This is a genomic window from Phenylobacterium sp. (assembly GCF_004299445.1).
Classification (GTDB): Bacteria; Pseudomonadota; Alphaproteobacteria; order Caulobacterales; family Caulobacteraceae; genus Phenylobacterium.
Genome location: NZ_SCTC01000053.1, coordinates 81,956 through 99,168 on the forward strand (window position 1 = coordinate 81,956; position 17,213 = coordinate 99,168).

At 65.4% G+C, this 17,213-nt stretch carries 17 protein-coding genes; 10 read left to right on the top strand and 7 right to left on the bottom strand.

Annotated features, from left to right (window positions below; genetic code table 11):
• Nucleotides 1–64 precede the first annotated feature (64 nt).
• The 4 genes from EPN98_RS14885 to xylB are packed head-to-tail and all read right to left on the bottom strand — an operon-like array spanning nucleotide 65 to nucleotide 5,304.
• Nucleotides 65–1,483, bottom strand: coding sequence for a sugar porter family MFS transporter (locus EPN98_RS14885; protein WP_293363682.1), 1,419 nt, complete (start codon nucleotides 1,481–1,483; stop codon nucleotides 65–67).
• A 22-nt stretch (nucleotides 1,484–1,505) separates the two neighbouring features.
• Nucleotides 1,506–2,552, bottom strand: a complete 1,047-nt coding sequence (locus EPN98_RS14890) for a LacI family DNA-binding transcriptional regulator (protein ID WP_293363684.1) — start codon at nucleotides 2,550–2,552, stop codon at nucleotides 1,506–1,508.
• Nucleotides 2,549–3,856, bottom strand: coding sequence for a xylose isomerase (gene xylA / locus EPN98_RS14895; RefSeq protein ID WP_293363685.1), 1,308 nt, complete (start codon nucleotides 3,854–3,856; stop codon nucleotides 2,549–2,551). The genes EPN98_RS14890 and xylA overlap by 4 nt, the downstream gene beginning before the upstream one ends.
• Nucleotides 3,853–5,304, bottom strand: a complete 1,452-nt coding sequence (gene xylB / locus EPN98_RS14900) for a xylulokinase (protein ID WP_293363687.1) — start codon at nucleotides 5,302–5,304, stop codon at nucleotides 3,853–3,855. The genes xylA and xylB overlap by 4 nt, the downstream gene beginning before the upstream one ends.
• Nucleotides 5,305–5,714: 410 nt before the next feature.
• Between xylB and EPN98_RS14905 the strand changes: the two genes are divergently transcribed.
• From EPN98_RS14905 to EPN98_RS14930, 6 genes are all read left to right on the top strand, one after another.
• The gene (locus EPN98_RS14905; protein WP_293363688.1) at nucleotides 5,715–7,025 is read left to right on the top strand and encodes a site-specific integrase; all 1,311 of its coding nucleotides are present in this window, start codon (nucleotides 5,715–5,717) and stop codon (nucleotides 7,023–7,025) included.
• Between the two features lie 176 nt (nucleotides 7,026–7,201).
• Nucleotides 7,202–8,023 (top strand): hypothetical protein, encoded by an 822-nt coding sequence (locus EPN98_RS14910; RefSeq protein WP_293363690.1) that lies wholly within the window; start codon nucleotides 7,202–7,204, stop codon nucleotides 8,021–8,023.
• A gap of 130 nt (nucleotides 8,024–8,153) precedes the next feature.
• A complete protein-coding gene (locus EPN98_RS14915; protein WP_293363691.1) occupies nucleotides 8,154–8,354 on the top strand; it encodes a helix-turn-helix domain-containing protein in 201 nt (66 codons plus the stop codon).
• A gap of 30 nt (nucleotides 8,355–8,384) precedes the next feature.
• Nucleotides 8,385–10,709, top strand: coding sequence for a VapE domain-containing protein (locus tag EPN98_RS14920; protein WP_293363693.1), 2,325 nt, complete (start codon nucleotides 8,385–8,387; stop codon nucleotides 10,707–10,709).
• Between the two features lie 244 nt (nucleotides 10,710–10,953).
• The gene (locus EPN98_RS14925; protein WP_293363694.1) at nucleotides 10,954–11,193 is read left to right on the top strand and encodes a hypothetical protein; all 240 of its coding nucleotides are present in this window, start codon (nucleotides 10,954–10,956) and stop codon (nucleotides 11,191–11,193) included.
• A gap of 40 nt (nucleotides 11,194–11,233) precedes the next feature.
• Nucleotides 11,234–11,800: a hypothetical protein gene (locus tag EPN98_RS14930; RefSeq protein ID WP_293363695.1), complete on the top strand. Its 567-nt coding sequence runs from the start codon at nucleotides 11,234–11,236 to the stop codon at nucleotides 11,798–11,800.
• Nucleotides 11,801–11,828: 28 nt separating this feature from the next.
• Here the strand turns inward: EPN98_RS14930 and EPN98_RS14935 are convergent, their stop codons facing one another.
• Both EPN98_RS14935 and EPN98_RS14940 read right to left on the bottom strand, forming a co-directional pair.
• Entirely contained in the window at nucleotides 11,829–12,245 is a 417-nt protein-coding gene (locus tag EPN98_RS14935; protein WP_293363697.1) for a hypothetical protein, read from the bottom strand.
• 176 nt (nucleotides 12,246–12,421) lie between these two features.
• On the bottom strand, nucleotides 12,422–12,679 hold the full coding sequence (locus EPN98_RS14940) for a helix-turn-helix transcriptional regulator (RefSeq protein WP_293363698.1): 258 nt from the start codon (nucleotides 12,677–12,679) through the stop codon (nucleotides 12,422–12,424).
• Nucleotides 12,680–12,780: 101 nt separating this feature from the next.
• On the opposite strand from EPN98_RS14940, the gene EPN98_RS14945 reads away from it, so the two are divergent.
• The 4 genes from EPN98_RS14945 to EPN98_RS14960 all read left to right on the top strand — a co-directional run bounded on the left by EPN98_RS14945 (nucleotide 12,781) and on the right by EPN98_RS14960 (nucleotide 16,337).
• On the top strand, nucleotides 12,781–13,467 hold the full coding sequence (locus tag EPN98_RS14945) for a tetratricopeptide repeat protein (RefSeq protein ID WP_293363699.1): 687 nt from the start codon (nucleotides 12,781–12,783) through the stop codon (nucleotides 13,465–13,467).
• A 433-nt stretch (nucleotides 13,468–13,900) separates the two neighbouring features.
• Nucleotides 13,901–14,401: a helix-turn-helix domain-containing protein gene (locus tag EPN98_RS14950; RefSeq protein WP_293363700.1), complete on the top strand. Its 501-nt coding sequence runs from the start codon at nucleotides 13,901–13,903 to the stop codon at nucleotides 14,399–14,401.
• A gap of 155 nt (nucleotides 14,402–14,556) precedes the next feature.
• Nucleotides 14,557–15,351, top strand: a complete 795-nt coding sequence (locus EPN98_RS14955; RefSeq protein ID WP_293363701.1) for a hypothetical protein — start codon at nucleotides 14,557–14,559, stop codon at nucleotides 15,349–15,351.
• Nucleotides 15,351–16,337, top strand: coding sequence for a nucleotidyl transferase AbiEii/AbiGii toxin family protein (locus EPN98_RS14960; protein ID WP_293363702.1), 987 nt, complete (start codon nucleotides 15,351–15,353; stop codon nucleotides 16,335–16,337). Before EPN98_RS14955 ends, EPN98_RS14960 begins: the two co-directional genes overlap by 1 nt.
• Before the next feature lie 19 nt (nucleotides 16,338–16,356).
• Here EPN98_RS14960 and EPN98_RS14965 read toward each other — a convergent pair whose 3' ends face one another.
• Entirely contained in the window at nucleotides 16,357–16,947 is a 591-nt protein-coding gene (locus EPN98_RS14965) for a recombinase family protein (protein ID WP_293363703.1), read from the bottom strand.
• Nucleotides 16,948–17,213: the final 266 nt, after the last annotated feature.

Below are 17,213 nucleotides of genomic sequence, written 5' to 3' on the forward strand. Positions count from 1 at the left end.
CGAGGCCGCGCCGATCTGCGACGCGGCCGCGACGAGGTCTGAGACCACTCCGCCGTCCGGAAACTCACCCCTTCATGTCCTCGAGTTCAACGCCCCGCGTCTCATGCACCAGGGCGCGGACGAAGAAGAACGAAATAACCGCGAACGCGGCGTAGGCGAGATAGGTGGGAGCAAGTCCCGGCGTCACCACCAGCGACGGGAAGCTCACCGACACCGCCGCATTTGCGATCCACTGCGCGAACCCCGCCACGGCCAGTCCCGAGCCGCGGATCTGATTCGGGAACATCTCGCCCAGCATGACCCACATCACCGGGCCCCAGCTCACGTTGAAGAACACCACGTAGAGGTTGGCCGCGACCAGCGCGATGACGCCGTTGTTGCCCGGCAGGATGACGCCGGTCTCGCCGGGGATCGCCGTCGAGAAGGCGTAGGCGACGGTCGCCAGGGTCACCGCCATGCCCGCCGAGCCGATCAGCAGCAGGGGTTTGCGCCCGGTCCAGTCGACGAGGGCGATGGCCACCAGGCAGGCCGCGATCGACAGGCTGCCCGACAGGATGTTGACCAACAGGGCCTGATCCTCGGTGAAGCCCACCGCCTCCCAGAGCGTCGCGCCATAGTAGAAGACCACGTTGATGCCGACGAACTGCTGGAAGACCGCAAGGCCGATGCCGGCCCAGAGGATGGGGCGGACCTTGCCGGTGGTCTTGTCGATCAGATCCGACAGTTTCGGACGATGGTGGTCGGCCGCGAGGCTGTCGCGGATCTCGGCGATCTTGCGGTCCGCTTCGGCCGCGCCGAACAGCCTGGTGAGCACGTCGCGAGCCTGGGGTTCGAGACCCTTGATGACCAGGAAGCGCGGGCTCTCCGGGATGGCGAGCAGGGCCAGCAGGTAGATGGCGGCCGGCGCGGCCTGCAGCCAGAACATCCAGCGCCAGGCGGGATAGCCCATCCAGAGCGGAGCCGTGGAACCGCCGGCGAACTTCGCCAGCGCATAGTTCGCCACGAACGCGCCGGTCAGGCCGGTGATGATCATGACCTGCTGGATGCTCGAGAGCCGGCCGCGCACGTTGGCGGGGGTGACTTCCGAGATGTAGACCGGCGAGGTGACGCTCGCGGCGCCGACCCCGAGGCCGCCGATGATCCGACCGACGATGAAGGCGGCCGAGCTGTCGGCCGCGCCCGCGAGCAGGGCGCTCACCAGAAACAGGCCGGCGGCCACGAGCATCACGCCGCGCCTGCCGATGATGTCAGCCAGCCGCCCTGCGCCGAAAGCGCCGACCGCCGAGCCTACGAGAATCGCGCCGACGTTGATGCCGACGCCGAGGCGGTCCAGTCCGAACGCAGCTTCCAGGCCCTTCTGGGTGCCGTTGATCGCGCCACTGTCGTAGCCGAACATGAAGCCGCCGATGGTCGCGACGGCGACGACGGTGGTGATGAAGGCGAAGTTGGTGCGACCGACTTCGCCTGGCCCCTGAGCTTGCATGGTCGTCCCCCTGTTCTCGTTGTCATTGTGAAATGGCGGCCACCGACTGGCGTTCGATGATGGCGTGCGGCAGGACGCGGCATTCGGGCTCCGGCCGCCGGCCGGCGCGCAGCCGCCGTGCAGCCTCGGCGAGGAGCGCGACAGCGGCCTGCGCCATGTCGGCGACCGGCTGACGCACGGTGGTCAGCGTCGGCAGGATGGTGGTGGCGAGGGGCGTGTCATCGAAGCCGCACACGCTGACGTCGCCGGGAACGTCCAGGTGGCGGCGATGGGCCGTGGCGATGACGGCGGCGGCCATGTCGTCGTTGCTGGCGAAGATGGCGGTGGGCCGCGAGGCCAGGCGCAACAGGGTGTCGGCGGCGATCAGGCCCGAACCGTACGAGAAGTCGCCCTGCGCGATCAGGGCGTCGTCGCAAGGGATGCCTGCTTCCGCCAGGCTGGCGCGATAGCCGTTGAGGCGTCGGGTGCTGGTCGTCTGGTTTGCGGCGCCCACGATGAAGCCGATGCGGCGGTGGCCCTTCGCGATCAGGGTCCGGGTCATGTCCGCGGCGGCGGCGGCGTCATCGACTGTGACCGCGAACGCGCCGTCGACCGGGGCGCCGGTGGCGAGCTGGACGATGGGCAGGCCCGCGGCGAGCAGGCGGTCGACGAGGTCCGGCGCATCGCAGAACGGCGGCGGCAGGACCACGCCGTCGATGTGTGTCGCCCGCAAGTGCTCGACCATTCCCGCCGCATCGTAGCCCTGCACGCAGTTCTCGAGCATCAACTGGACGTCGGCGCGGCTCGCCTCGGCCAGGCAGCCCAGGAGCACCTCGCTGAGGTAGGCCGAGCTGGGGTTGCCGTAGACGAGGCCGATGCGCGTGCGCACGGCGCCGGCCAGCACGCGGGCGGCCGGGTTCGGGATGTAGTTGAGCCGCGCGATGGCGGCGTCGACGCGTTCGCGGGTTTCGTCCCGCACCCGGGCGTCGCGGTTGATGACGCGGCTGACCGTCATGGCCGACACACCGGCGGCGTCGGCCACGTCGCTGATGGTGGGCGCGACGCCCACGCGTCTGAAGCCCTTCGTCATCCCGCCCGGCTGACCAGGTTCTCGAGCCACTCCTGGCGGCCCGAACGGGGCCTGGGCGCAAGGTCGCGCGCCAGTGCGGTGTCGGCGGCCTCGGCCAGCGAACCCGTGGTCAACGCCCTGCCCAGCGGGCCGTCCCAGGCTGCGTATCGGTCGTTGCGGAACGCGTCGAGCTTGCCCTCTTCGATGATTGCGGCGGCGCGCAGGAGGCCGCGCGCGACCACATCCATGGCGCCGACGTGCCCGTGCAACAGGTCGATCGGCTCGATGCTCTGGCGGCGCACCTTGGCGTCGAAGTTGAAGCCGCCGGTCGTGAAGCCGCCGGCCCGTAGGATCTCGATCATCGCCAGCGTCAGCTCCTCCACCGAGTTGGGGAATTGATCGGTGTCCCAGCCGTTCTGCGGATCGCCGCGATTGGCGTCGATGGAGCCGAAGATGCCGAGCGCCCGAGCCATGGCGATCTCATGCTCGAAGCTGTGGCCCGACAGCGTGGCATGGTTCGCCTCGATGTTGACCTTCACCTCGCCTTCCAGCCCGTAGCGCTTGAGGAAGCCGAACACGCTGGCGGTGTCGAAGTCGTACTGGTGCTTGGTGGGTTCGTGCGGCTTGGGTTCGATGAGGATCGCGCCGGAAAAGCCGATCTTATGCTTGTGCTCGACGACCATCGTCAGAAAGCGGCCGAAGTTGTCGAGTTCGCGCGAAAGGTCGGTGTTGAGGAGGGTGTCGTATCCCTCGCGTCCGCCCCACAGGACATAGTTCGCACCGCCCAGACGGTGTGTCGCCTCCAGCGCTTCGCGGACTTGCAGGGCGGCCCAGGCGAAGACTTCCGGGTCCGGACTGGTGGCGGCGCCGGCGGCATAGCGGGGGTGGCCGAAGAGGTTCGCGGTGCCCCAGAGCAGCTTGCGTTTCGTCTGGGTCTGCAGGCGTTCCAGGTCGTCGACGGCCTCGGCGAACTGACGCTTGTAGCTGGCCGTATCCGTCGCGTCGGCCATCACATCGACGTCGTGGAAACAGTAGAAGGGCGCGCCCAGCTTCTCGAAGAAGTTGAAGGCTGCGGCGCGTTTCGCGGCGGCCGCGCCGCTGTCGTTGGCGCCTGCGTGCCAGGGCCGGTCGAACGTGCCGGCGCCGAAGACGTCGGAGCCCGGCCAGCAGAACGAGTGCCAGAAGCAGACGGCGAAGCGCAGGTGATCCTCCATCCGTTTCCCCAGCACCACGCGGTCCGGATCGTACCAGCGGAAGGCCAGGTCGTCGGTGGCCTCCGGCCCCGCGTAGCGGACCGTCGGCAGATCGGCGAAGTAGTCGGTCATGAAGTGGCCTCTGGGCGGATGCGGGGATAGGCGGCGCGGAACGCGGGCCGCTTGGCGGCCAGGCGATCGCGCAGGTCAGGCTCGGGCTCGACGGTGCGGGCGACGGGCGGGGCGGTGAAAATGTCGGCGATGGCGGCCGGCTCGATCGCGGCATGGGCCAGGCGTGCGGCGCCCAGAGCGGGGCCGACTTCGCCGCCGTCGAGGTAGACCAGGGGCATATCGAGCGCCGCGGCAAGGACGCGACCCCAGTACGCCGATCGGGCGCCCCCGCCGATGACGGCGAGCCGCTGGACCTGCGAGCCGGCCTCGCGGATGGCGTCGAGGCCGTCGGCCAGGGTGAAGGCCACGCCCTCCAGAACCGCCTGCGACAGGCGGCCGGCGTCGGTGTCGTGGTCGAGGCCCAGGAAGGCCCCACGGACGTGCGGGTCGTTGTGTGGCGTCCGCTCGCCGGAAAGGTAGGGCAGAAAGAGCTCGGCGCCCGCCCCGACGCCGCTGGCCTCGGCGCGCTGGAACACCTCTCCCGGACCGGACGCGCCGGTGAGCGCGGCGACCCAGTCGACGCAGGACGCCGCGCTGAGATGGACCGCCATCTGATGCCAGACGCCGGGCAGGCAGTGGCAGAAGGCGTGAACCCCGCGGGCAGGATTGGCGCGGAAGGTCTCGGTGGCGACGAAGATCACGCCCGACGTGCCCAGCGACAGCAGGGCCTGGCCCTCGCGGGCGACGCCGACCCCGGCGGCGCCGGCGGCGTTGTCGCCGCCACCGGCCGCCACGGAAACCTGCGCCACGCCCCACAGCGCGGCCGCCTCGCGGCTGAGCCGGCCGGTCGCCTCCGTGCCTTCATACAGGCTGGGCATTTGGCCGGGGGTGAGTCCGGTCGCGGCCAGCAGCGGTTCGCTCCAGGCCCGCTTCCCGACGTCCAGCCACAGGGTCCCTGCGCTGTCGGACAGGTCGGAGGCCGCGTCGCCCGTCAGCTTCAGCCTCACGTAGTCCTTGGGGAGCAGGACGCGGCGGATCTGACGGAAGACCTCGGGCTCGTGCTTGCGGACCCATGCGAGTTTCGGGGCCGTGAAACCCGGCATGGCCGCGTTGCCGCTGATCGTTCGCAAGTCCGGACAGGCCGCTTCAAGCTCGCCGCATTCGGCGAAGCTGCGGCCGTCGTTCCAGAGGATGGCAGGACGCAGGGGCCGATCGTCTGCGCCCAGCAGGGTGGCCCCGTGCATCTGGCCTGCGAGGCCGATCGCGCGGACCTTGCGGCGAAGGGCGGGATCGAGCTGGCCCACCGCCTTCGTCGCGGCGTCCCACCAGTCGTCAGCCGCCTGCTCGGACCAAAGCGGGCGCGGGCGCGAGACGGAGAGCTGGGCGCTCCCCTGGCCCGCCACGGCGCCGGCGTCGTCGAGCAGGACGGCCTTTACCCCGGAGGTCCCGATGTCCACGCCCAGGTACATCCGCCTGCGCCCCTCCGCGTTTCCGTCCCTTCGTTGATGGTAGCGCTAACATGGACCGCGGCGAGCGCCTAGACCGGATCTCATTCGAGACATCCTACGTGCAGACGAAGGCCCACTTCCGGCTCAGGCGCGGAAGCGCGGGTGGAGACTTCACTGGAAAGACCGGGAAAGAATGGTGGATGCGACAGGGATTGAACCTGTGACCCCCTCGGTGTGAAAGAGGTGGTGGAGGGAATTTCCTTGTTTCTGCCGGTTTCCAGAAGTTCGCAATGTTATTGAAAAATAACATAAAGTAGAATTTTCCCGTTCCGGGAGTTCTTGTCCGTATGGCCTCATTTAGCTTGCTCTGGTATCGGAGTGGTATCGGAGAAAAACCTCCGACACCAAGCTGTAGGCCTGAATCCCCGGCAATGGAAACGCGAAACGCCCGCATTACGAAGCGCTCGGTCGATGCAACGCCGACGCCTAGCGAGGAGGCCGGTGAAACCCGGCTCTGGGACACTGACCTGAAGGGTTACTTTCTTCGGGTTTATCCGTCAGGGCGGCGCGTCTACGCCTTGAAGTACCGGATGGGCCCCTCCCAACGGATCTTCACGATCGGCGTTCACGGATCTCCTTACAATCCGGACACCGCCCGTGATGCGGCTGAGACGGCGCTAAGGCGCATTGCTGATGGCGAGGACCCCGCCACGGAGAAGAAAGAGGCTCGCGCGGCTTTGACGGTCACCGCGCTCATCGACCGCTATATCGAGGAGGGGCCGGCCACGAAGCCCAGCAAGCGACAGAGCACCTGGGAGAATGACGCCTCCAACCTGAGGCGACACATCAAGCCACTGCTTGGCAGGAAGGTAGCCAACCAGGTGACGAAGGCGGAGGCTGCGAGAGCGATCCAGGACATTTCGGTCGGAAAGACAGCGGTCGACGAGAAGAGTCTCAAAAAGCGTGGTCGCGCCATCGTGAAAGGTGGCGCGGGCGTTGCGCGCCGGACAAGGATCACCGCTGCGGCAATGTTCTCGTGGGGCATGGAGCACGGGCTGGTTAAGTCCAACCCGTTCGCGTCGGTGAAGATGTCTGCCCCCCCGCAGCGGGAAAGGTTCCTGTCCCGTGGCGAGGCGGCCCGCCTATTCGCGGCCCTTGATGCGATGGTCGGCGAAGAGTCAGTCAACCCGGCGTTCTGTGACGCGATCCGCCTCCTCTTGCTAACCGGAGCGCGGAAGACCGAAATCCTCGGGCTCAAGTGGGGCGAAGTTGATATCGAGCGCAAAATCCTGCGCTTGCCGCCCGAACGCACCAAGGCCGGCGGGCAGAACGGTGAGCGTCGGATTATCCTGTCGTCGGCCGCCATCTCGATCCTGAAGGACCGGAAGCCGACCAAGGCAAAGGGCGAGGAATTCGTGTTCCCGGCGCTCCGGGGAGAAGGCCACATCGTGGGAATTCGGCGCGCGTTCGCGAAGGTTTGCGAGAGGGCGGAACTGACAGGCGTCCGCATCCACGACCTCCGGCACAGCTTCGCAAGCTTCGCGGTGGCTGACGGAGCTAGCCTTTTCCTTGTGGGCAAGCTCCTCGGTCACGCCAGCGCGCGGACCTCTGAGCGCTACGCCCACCTCAGCCGCGATCCTCTCCAAGATGCGGTGGCGGCAATCGGGAACAGCCTGGTCCCCAATTCGGAGCCAGATGTAGATGAGGGGCCGGCGGCCAATTCCGCAGCCACCGGGCAATGATGGAGGAAGGCCGCGTGCGGGAGTTCGCGAGCGCTCTTCTGGCCCGTGTCCGCATGGGGCAGCTAGCGCCTGAAGAAGCCGACGAAGCGGCCTTCGAGGCTGGCCTCGGCTCACTTTCAAGGGTGCCATCTCCAGAGGAGTATTGGCCAACCTCGAAGCCCCACTGGACCTTGCCCATGGTGCTTGCCTGGATAGCGTGGCGCACCTTCAGCGAGGTTCGTGAGTGGGACGCCGAGTACGTTCCCATGCGCCTGGACTGGGGCCCCCTCGAACCGCAGGGTAGCATGAAGGCCGATTCCGGCTACGGGCTCTTCAGGCGCAAGCGCCCTACATCTGCGCAGTTCTTGAAGTGGGGCGGAAGGCGCTTCGGCCCTTGGATCATGGGTGGCGATGGACGCCCGGCCGTATTCGCCGAGGCCACACCAGCGGACGCCATGCTGCTGATGCGACGATCGTTGGAAGACGGCGAGTTGGTCGCTCACGGCCTGCGCCGGGTGGACGCGGCTCGCGTCGAGATACCTGCCCGTGAGTGGATGAACATGCAGATCGTATCGGATCGCGATGGCGGTGAAGAGCTGCGCTGCGGCAGCGGGCCGAATCCGATCTCCTATCGTGATGCCCTGTTCCTGCGCAGCTCGGTGCTGTCAATTTGGCTAAACCACGCACGTTCCGGGCTGCCCGAACGTTCCGACCCTGAGCTGACCCGAGTGATCGAAGATCCGGCGATAAGGCGGGCAGTCTTCGAGAAGGTGAAGGCTGAAGCGCTTTTCGATAACCAGCCGCGCACCAAGGCAAAGTCGCGGGGACTAAAGGACGGTGATCTTCCCGCGCTGATCGCCGTTATCAAACAAAGCGTCTCCGATGGACATGGATTGCTCACCTTCGACGAGACCGTCGAATGGGGCGAGGACGAAGGCCTTAGTCGCGAAAGCGTGCGAACGTTGCGCCGGCGGTTGCCGGCCAATCTAAAGCGATCGAACACCGACTGGCGTCGCTAAGCAGCCTGGCGGCTAATTCGACCGCCAAGCTAGTTTGAGATGTCCGCCAATCTGGACCGCCAAGCTGGGCGGGGAACAGCTTTGCTCCGATGGCCACGCAGACACCGTGGCGGGAACTTGGAGCACTGCCTTGACCCACTCTCTCCTGACGACCCCCGAGGTCGCGGACCTGCTGCAGGTCGCCGAAATTACCCTCCGCAAGTGGCGGCTGAACGGGGCTGGTCCCCGGTTCGTCCGGTGTGGGGCCAACGTCCGCTATCGCCGCGACGACATCGACCAATGGATCGCCGACCGCACCGTCGCTTCCACGAGCGAGCCCATCCATGGGTAGCCTTCCTGCGCCGTACCGTGGCGGGGTTGCATGAAAGTCTGGGGAGCCAGTAAAACCGACTGGGCGCGGGTGAAGAAGCTGGTTAAGCGCGATGCGCTCCCGGTGGTCTCGAACCCCACCTTGCCGATCAGCCCGCGCAGCCACATGCGCGGCGTGGGCAAGACGCCCTCGATCCTGAACAGCAAGCGCCAGATCGCGGGGTTCACCGACTGGACCCAGCACCAGACCACGGTGCCCAACATCGAAGCCTGGATGGAGGAGCCCGACTACGGCGTCTGCATCCAGACCAGGGACGTGCGCGCCCTGGACATCGACATCCCCAACAAGGCCTTGGCCAAGAAGGTCCGGCTGCGGTTCCTGGAGCTGATCGGCCTGCCCGAACTGCCCAGGCGGTGGCGGGCCGACAGCGGCAAGGAGCTGCTCGCGTTCAGGGTCGAGGGCACGGGCGAGGAGCTGACGCGGCGCTCGTTCATCGTGAAGGAGTGGCAGGACGAGACCACCGGCAAGATCAAGCGCTGGCTGGTGGAGTTCCTGGCCACGGGCCAGCAGTTCATCGCAGCCGGCACCCACCCAGACGGCGAGCGCTACGTGTGGGACGGGGACGGCATGATCCCCGAGGAGGTGCCCACGATCACCCTGGAGGTGTTCCTGGCCGCCTGGGCGCAGCTCTGCGAGGAGTTCAAGCTGGAAGGCACCGAGGAGCGCCACCGGGATCGCCGAGCGCCCACCCTGGTCGAGGGCATCGACGTGTCCGACCCGGTGATCGAGCACCTGGTCGAAAGCGACTGGCCCACCTACGACTACGAGCGCGGACAGCTCTACGTCGAGTGCCCCTGGGCGGACACACACGGCTCGGACAACGGCCCCACGCAGACGAGCTGGATGGCGGCCGGGACCGGCGGCTACCGCAACGGCCACTTCTCCTGCCGGCATACGGGCTGCGACCACCACACGGACGCGGAGTTCCTCCAGGCGGTGGGCTACCGGCCCATCAAGGCCGAGGAGTTCGAGGACCTGTCAGGCGAGCCCGTGGAGCGGCGGGAGCTGGTCACGGTGGGCACGTCGGAGGACCTGGCCGTCCTCACCGCCAGCACGCTCCCTGACGCATCGGCTAAGGCGAAGGAATGGGCGAAGGCCCTCACGCTCCCCAATCCTGGCTTCGACCGGGACGGCCGCGACCATCCCATGATCAACCTGGCCAACCTTCAGCGCTCGCTGAACGCCTACCAGGTGTGCCGGTGCGAGATCGCCTTCGACACGTTCAAGGCCGAGCTGATGATCAGCACCTCGCCTGGCGCGTGGCGGCCCCTGGTGGACGCGGACGCGGTCGAGCTGCGGCTGACCATCGAGCGCACGGCGGGCATGAAGGCCAGCATCGGCCGCGAGCTGATGCGTGACGCCCTGGAGCTGGTCGGCTCGAAGACCCAGTTCGACAGCGCGGTCTACTGGCTGAAGCACGTCGTGCCGGCGTGGGACGGGATCGCCCGCATCCACCGCTTCTGGCCCGACTACATGCAGACCAAGGACACGCCCTACACGCGGGCCTTGGGCAACTACACCTGGACCGCCCAGGCCGCCCGCATCCTCGACCCTGGCTGTAAGGTGGACATGGTCCCGGTGCTGGTGGGCGAGGAGGGCACGCGCAAGTCCACGGCGATCTCGCTCATCCCGCCCAGCGAGGACCACTTCGCGGAGTTCCACCTCGACAAGAAGGACGAGGACCTGGCGCGCCTGATGCGTGGGTGCCTGGTCGGTGAGCTGAGCGAGCTGCGCGGGATCAGCGCACGCGATGGCGAGGCGATCCTCGGCTGGATCACCCGGCGCTTCGAGAAGTGGACGCCCAAGTTCAAGGAATACGCGACCAGCCTGGCGCGCCGCCTGGTCTTCTACGGCACCACCAACGACAGCGAGTTCCTCCAGGCGCACATGGGCCAGCGGCGCTGGCTCCCTGTCATGATCCTGGACATCATCAACACCTGGCTGATCGAGCGCGACCGCCTCCAGCTCTGGGCCGAGGCCCGCGATGTCTACGAGTGCGAGGGCATCCTCTACCAAGAGGTCGAGAAGCTGGCCAAGGCCGAGCGCGCCCAGTTCCGCTACCAGGACCCGCGCCACGACGTGATCGCGCGCTGGGTGGACCAGAGCCTGGACGACGACGACACGCTGACGCCCCGCAACAGCGGCACGCTGACCACGGAGCAGGTTCTGACGGAGTGTCTCGGTGTGGAGGCCTCCCGCATCCAGAAGCGCGACCAGCAAGGCGTGGCTGAAGTGCTGAAGGCCCTGGGCATGGCGCGCATCCAGCGGAAGATGCGTGGGCGCAACATCAAGGTGTGGGTCGATGGCCAAGCGTAGCCAACGGTATCCAACTGGTATCCAACTCGAAAAGGGCGAAAAGCCCAACGATAACAGCGCGGTATCCAAGGTATCCAACTACTACCCAATTAATAGAGAGGGTGAAAATGGAGAAGGTGAGAGTGTGTATGTAGGGGGTATTAATAGGGGCGAGTTGGATACCTCGGATACCTTGGATACCGCGCAAAAATGGGAGCCGGGCGCGCGTGTCCAGGTGGGGCACCCACAACCGGCGAAAAGGTTCGTGGCTCTCAACGAGGAGGGCACCCAGCGCATCGGTGAAGACCACCCGCGTGCGAAGCTGAGCGACGCCCAGGTGGAGCAGATCAGGGACGAGTACGAGGAATATCCGCAGGGCCACGAGCTGCACGTCGGCTACCGCCTCCTGGCCAAGCGCTGGGGCATCAGCCACAGCATGGTGCGCAACATCGTGACCTATCGCAGGCGCAACCAATGGGCTGGCCGCTGGAAGCGCATCGACTGACGGTGCTCTTACCCCTGCGCTGAGCGCGCATCCTGCGGCCATGACCAAGATGGGCCGCCCCACGAAACGCACCCCTGAAATTGAGCGCGAAATCCTATCGCGTCTCGCTGAAGGCGAGAGCTTGCGCGAAATTTGCCGCGACGAGCACATGCCGATGCGTAGCAACGTGTCGCTTTGGGTCAGGGAAGACAGAGACTTTCAGGACCAGGTCGCACGCGCACGCGAGGATGGCACCTGGCACCTGATCGACGAGGCACGCGAGATCGCCGACACGCCCAAGGAGGCGATCAAGACGCAGACCAAGGAGACCGAGGACGGCATCGAGACCACCACGGTGATCATGGACGCCACCGACCGCGACAAGCTGCGCATCGAACAGCGGTGGCGGGAGGCCGAGGCCCTGGCCCCCAAGGTCTACGGCAAGCGGCAGACGCTGACCCACGAGGGCAGCATCGACGTGAACCTCACCGACGACAGCGACGCGCTGATGGCCGAGATCGTCGAGCTGCTCATGTCGGGCCGCGTTAAGCTCCCCAACGGCCTCCAGGTCATCGAGCTGGATGACGAGGAAGAACCGGCCGAGGACGATTACAGCGACATCGCATGAGCCGCCTGCTGATCTTCAAACCTGAACCTTAAGCGCCATCTCCGCGAATAAGGAACTCGCGTGGATTAAGCTTTGGATCAGTCCCTTCAGGCAGGGGAGTATCCCCTTCGGCGGCGGATTTCAGGCCCTTCGCGTGTAACCAAGCAAGATGCTGTGACCAGGTGGGCGTCGGATGCGCGGGCCGTCCGCCCAGACTTACCCTAGGGCATGTAGGCTCGATCTTCTTCACATATGCCAGCGCGTCCCAGCGCGAGGTAAATTCATCGACGCGAACAGACGGTAGTTGAGAAGTATTCTCATACGTAATGAGGAGAGTCGGCTTCGAGAAATCGATTTCGTGGTCAGCTTTTATTGTCGCCACGAAACTATGATCGTCATGTTTTTCGAAATCTGACGTCAAGCGAAGTACGTACATCCGGTCATCTCGATAGGGCTCGCTGTCCACGTCGTCACTTCCAGGGGTGTGTCAGAGAAATTCAAAGCACCATGCCAAACTCAAGAGGAACCGTCGGCTCAAAAAGTGTTTTCCTGGAGCGGACGCACGCGGGGAGTGACGCAGCGTTATCCGGTGGTATCGCGCGCGTGCGCGCGAGTGGCAGTCCGTCGCCGGTTTATGTGCGGTCAGATATCCACCCGGCTGCCAAGATCGCGCGCGATGTTACCGAGCAAGGTCTCAGGGTGTTGGCCCAGAGCCCGAGCGAGGACGATGAATTCGACAAAATCGAGCCTGCGTTCACCGGTCTCAACCTTGGCGACGAACGAGGGCGGCTTGCCGATCAAGGTGGCGATCTCGCGCTGGGTCTTGCCGGCCTGGTGACGCGCCTTCACAAGCGCCTCAATCGCACTCTTGTAGGACTGTGATGACACCCAGCGTCGCATCGCGGCGGTAGCCCCCTTGAGGGCTTGGGCTATTGCGTCTGCGGGTTGCTCCCATTTCAGGAGCACGACAGAATAGACGACGCCAAAAGGGGGTACTAGCCGTGCGCATTCCAATCATTTGCGAGCGGGTGGCGCTGCGGGGGTTCTTAGCGGCCGTCGCCCTTGCCACCATGGCTCAGTCACCTGCCTGTGCTGGCCCCGCAGAAGACGGGTTTTCGGCTGCCGTCCGGGGCGACTTCGAACGCGCGCGGAGCCTCTGGTTCCAAGCAGCAAAGGCGGGCGACCCTGACGCAGCCTTTCTGCTGGGAGACATGTACGAGCGCGGAAAAGGCGTTTCGGTAGATCGGCTCGAAGCTTCGCGCTGGTATTTTCTGGCGGCCGAAAAGGGGCACGCTGAGGCGAAGGCCCGTCTGGCGACACTTACCGATGAAGGGTTCAATGCGGTTGTCGCCATTCCGAAAAGCGAGCCCCCCGTGGGCTCGGATGACTTCAAGGCTCAGTTCGACGCGGATAGTGCTGCAATCGAGGTTCGGTTCGCGGCCTTCAAGGCCTGCGTTGTTGGACAGGCCCGCCGGCTAGAACCATCAGGCGAACGCGCGGATCTGGTCGTTCAGGCGGCGCTCCGTGCCTGTGAGCCCACCCGTGCGGTCCTTCGCGAGGGTGCCCCTTCAATCGGCAGACTGGGGGATCTGATGATGTCAGGCTACGACAACGAGGCTCGCCAGGATGCCAACCTGGCGGTGGTGGAGGCTCGGGCCAAGCGGGCTGCTTCACGACGGCCGGGTTAGACTGTGGTGCCCGGATCGGAGGTGCTTGTTCGCCGTCGGCTTCGACGATCAACCCAGGCCCTAAGGTCCGCCGGTGTGTAGACGATCCGGGTCCCGAAGGTTCGGTAGGGAGGGCCGCCTCCAGAGCCCCGCGCCTTTTCCATCAAGGACTTCGAGAGGGGATATCCGACGACATCCCGAAGGTACGCCACCGCTGCCGTGGTGGTCAGGAACTCAGGGAGCGGCGGTGGAGACTCCTCTACGACCACCACGGGCCGCTCTGGAGGCTCTTGTTCCTGCCGCTCGATCGATTTGACCAGGATGTCGCGACACTCCCTGACGGCCCTTGTGAGGGCATCGGCTAAGTCGATGATTTCTTGCTTGCTGAGTTGCGTCACCGTGAAACCTCCCGTCGCATCCTGCACCACCGCTTGAATTGGGAAAGGAAACTGCAATGCCACGCCCGCGGGCGATCGAGGAAACGCCGCTGCCGAACTGGCCGATCTTGATGGGAACGGCGATGGCGGCCCGATACTTGTCGATGGACGAGAACAGCTTTGCGCTCATCATGAGACGTGAGGGCGTTCGACCTGTTGAGCTTGGTCACGCCATGGTCCGTTGGCGTCGGACCGAACTCGATCGGCTGGTCGCATCCCTCCCGTCGGCCTCCGCCATGCCGGTAGGCGATGTGACGTCGGAAGATCCCGATCGGACCGAGTTCATCGCCAAGAGGATTGCTGAAGAGCTCGCCCGTCGCACCATCATCGGGGACCGCGGCGGCACGACCAATCCGAACGCGGAGTCATTCAGCATTGCCGATGCTGCGAAGATTATCGGGATCGGCAAGTCCACCCTCTACAAGCTGATCGCTGAAGGGAGGTTGGAGACAATGCACATTGGCGGCCGCCGGCTCGTGCGAAGGACGGCGATACAGGCGCTTCTGAGCACCATGTAGGGCGAAGGCCGTCGTGTGCATTGCGAACCCCGTCGGCATGCCCGCTAAGGTATCGACGTCGATGCAATGCTGCCGCACGCGCGACGGATGCGGATCTTCCTATTTGTCGATAAAGTTATAGTTTATATATGACTTTCGCGGTATATAGAGAAATTATGCCGCGCCAACTCTCCGCCCCGTTCTTCAGCGACGCGCCGGTGTTTGATCGAGCCCAGTACGCGAAGGCGGTTGGGCGCGAAACAGGCGACCGCGTCGTGTCCGCCATGCTCGAACAGCACCTGAAGGCGGGGAACATCCGCCGTATCGCCCGCGGCGTCTTCGCCTCAGTGCCGAAACACGCAGACGCCGCGACCTGGTCTGTGGATCGGTTTCTGGCCGCCTCAAAACTGCGGCATGGCGGGGTCATCGGATACCACTCCGCCTTGGAATTGCACGGCTATGCATACACCGAGGGCCAAGACGTCCAGGTGATCGCTGAGGGCCACCCCCTGACGCTGCATGCGGAGGGCCTGACATGTCGCTTCGTGCGACCGCCCAAGGGCCTCAACACGCCGGGCGCCGTCGAGCGAATCGACCGCCTGGGCGTATTTATCCCGGTGACCACCCTGGAACGCACGCTGGCCGACCTGTTTGACCGCCCCGGTCTTGCGGGGGGCGGCGAAGAGCTTCTCAATTCCTTGGATCTCATCACGCGGGTGGACGTCACCAGGCTGCGGAGCCAGGTTGCCGCGATCGGCAACGCCACGGCGGCTGCGGTCTGCGGCTGGTGGCTTGAGAGGGCACCTCCAGAGATGAGGGTGTCTAAAGAGGCGGTGGACAGCTTCCGGCCACTGGCTCCGACGCAACCGCGCTATGCCCTGGGCGCCAAGCCGGGCGACGCGAAGCTCGTGCCGGGCTGGAAGATCTTTCTACCGCCAAGCCTGATCAATCGTCGGTTCGAGGGGACCTGATGGCCCCGCCGTCTCTTCAGACCCTGCAGAATCTTGCGGGTGAGACCCGCCTGCAGGCCGGGACGCTCGAAAAAGTGATCCGCCTCCTCGACCTCCTGGCCGACATCGCCTCCGACGAGGTCCTCAAGGACCGCGTGGCCCTGAAGGGCGGTACGGCTCTCAACGTCTTCTACCTCCAACTCGATCGGCTCTCCGTCGACATCGACCTCAACTACATCGGCGCGCTCGAACGCGAGGCGATGATAGCCGATCGGCCCCAAGTGGAGGCGGCGCTCGCGCAGATCCTCGTGTCGCAGGGGTACGCGCTGAGGCGGCAGCCCGTCGGTCACGGTGGCGGAAAATGGGCAGCGCGATATGGCTCGGCGCTGGGTGGCAATGCCTCCTTGGAGGTAGATCTCAACTTCATGGCACGCGAGCCGCTCTTCGGCGCGCGGTTGAAGCCGTCGGTCACACTCGGTGATCGCCCGCCCAGCCATGCCGTGGTCATCGACATCCATGAGGTCGTCGCCGGCAAGCTCGTGGCCCTTATCGACAGGAACGCGGCGCGTGACCTTTTTGACGCGCGGCGCATCCTGTCGATGCCGGACCTCGACTGGCGGCTCGTTCGGGCAGCATTCCTGGCGTTCGGTGCGAGCCGGCCGTTGGATTGGCGACGGGCGTCGGTAGCCGACATCGGCGGCGACCCTCGTGAACTCCGTGAGAAGCTATCCATCTGTGTGCCGCAGGGGACGTTCAAGGACGTTGGCGGAATGCGGTCCTGGATCGAGGAGTCGGTGGAGTTATGTCGGGCTGCGCTCGGCGGCCTCCTGAAGTGGTCCGACGGTGAGATGCGCTTCCTCGATGCGTTGATCGACCGCGGCGAGATCGACCCGAGCGGCCTGGATGCGCCGCAGGAGGTCATCGAGCGGATCGCTCGGATGCCCATGCTGGCCTGGAAGGCTCAAAACGTGGCGGCACACATCGCCGGAAGGCCGGCGCCGCGTTGAGATTGCGCCTCAGTGCGCCCTAGTTCGTGCCGGCGCCAGCCGCCGCCGCATATCGCTTAACCGTTGCTGGGGAGAGCCCGAAGTGTCGCGCCGTCGCGCTAATGCTGGCCGAATTCTCGCGCCTCCACAGAACGACGGCAGCCGTATCCGCTGCCTTCGGTCTGCCTAGACTATCCTTCCCCCGGTGGGTCTTCCCTGTGGCCTGAAGTGCGGTTCGAGCTGCTAGACGGCCCGCTTCGGTTCGCTCGCGGATTTTGCGCCGCTCCAGATCCGCAACTTGGGCCAGGACGGCCAGAATGATCTCTCCGACGCCGCGGCCGATTTGACCTAGCCCGTGAATTTCGACTGCAACACCAGCGTCGATGAGACGGCGCACGGTGGTCTGCACGTCCAGGGCATCCCGGCCGAGGCGGTCCACGGCGTAAACACAGAGAGTATCGCCCTTCCTGATATGCTCCAGCAGCTTGGCGAAGCCCGGGCGCCCCGCTGCCATCACCCCACCGCTGACACCCACGTCCTCGAACTCTTTGTCGAAACCGCCCCCCATCGCCTGCCGCTGGGCGGCGACGCTCTGGTCGCCGGTGCTGACCCGGTAGTAGGCGATCCGCATATCTGGCTCACAAGTTAGGGTGGAGTTTCTGCTAGCTCATAAGCGCGGCTCATAAACTTGGTCAACTATGTTATGAGCCTTGGCGCAGAACTTACAAGTTGTGATCCAAGTCCCGCCTTGCTGTTAGGCTTCGTATGAAGTGTCGAAACGGCGGTACTCCGTAGAGGTCAAGCGCTGTCAGCGATGGCTACGAGATATTCGTCGGCGGCCATGGCGGGTCCGTTATCGGCCTTGACTTCAAGCTTACCCGGCCAAGCCTGACCATC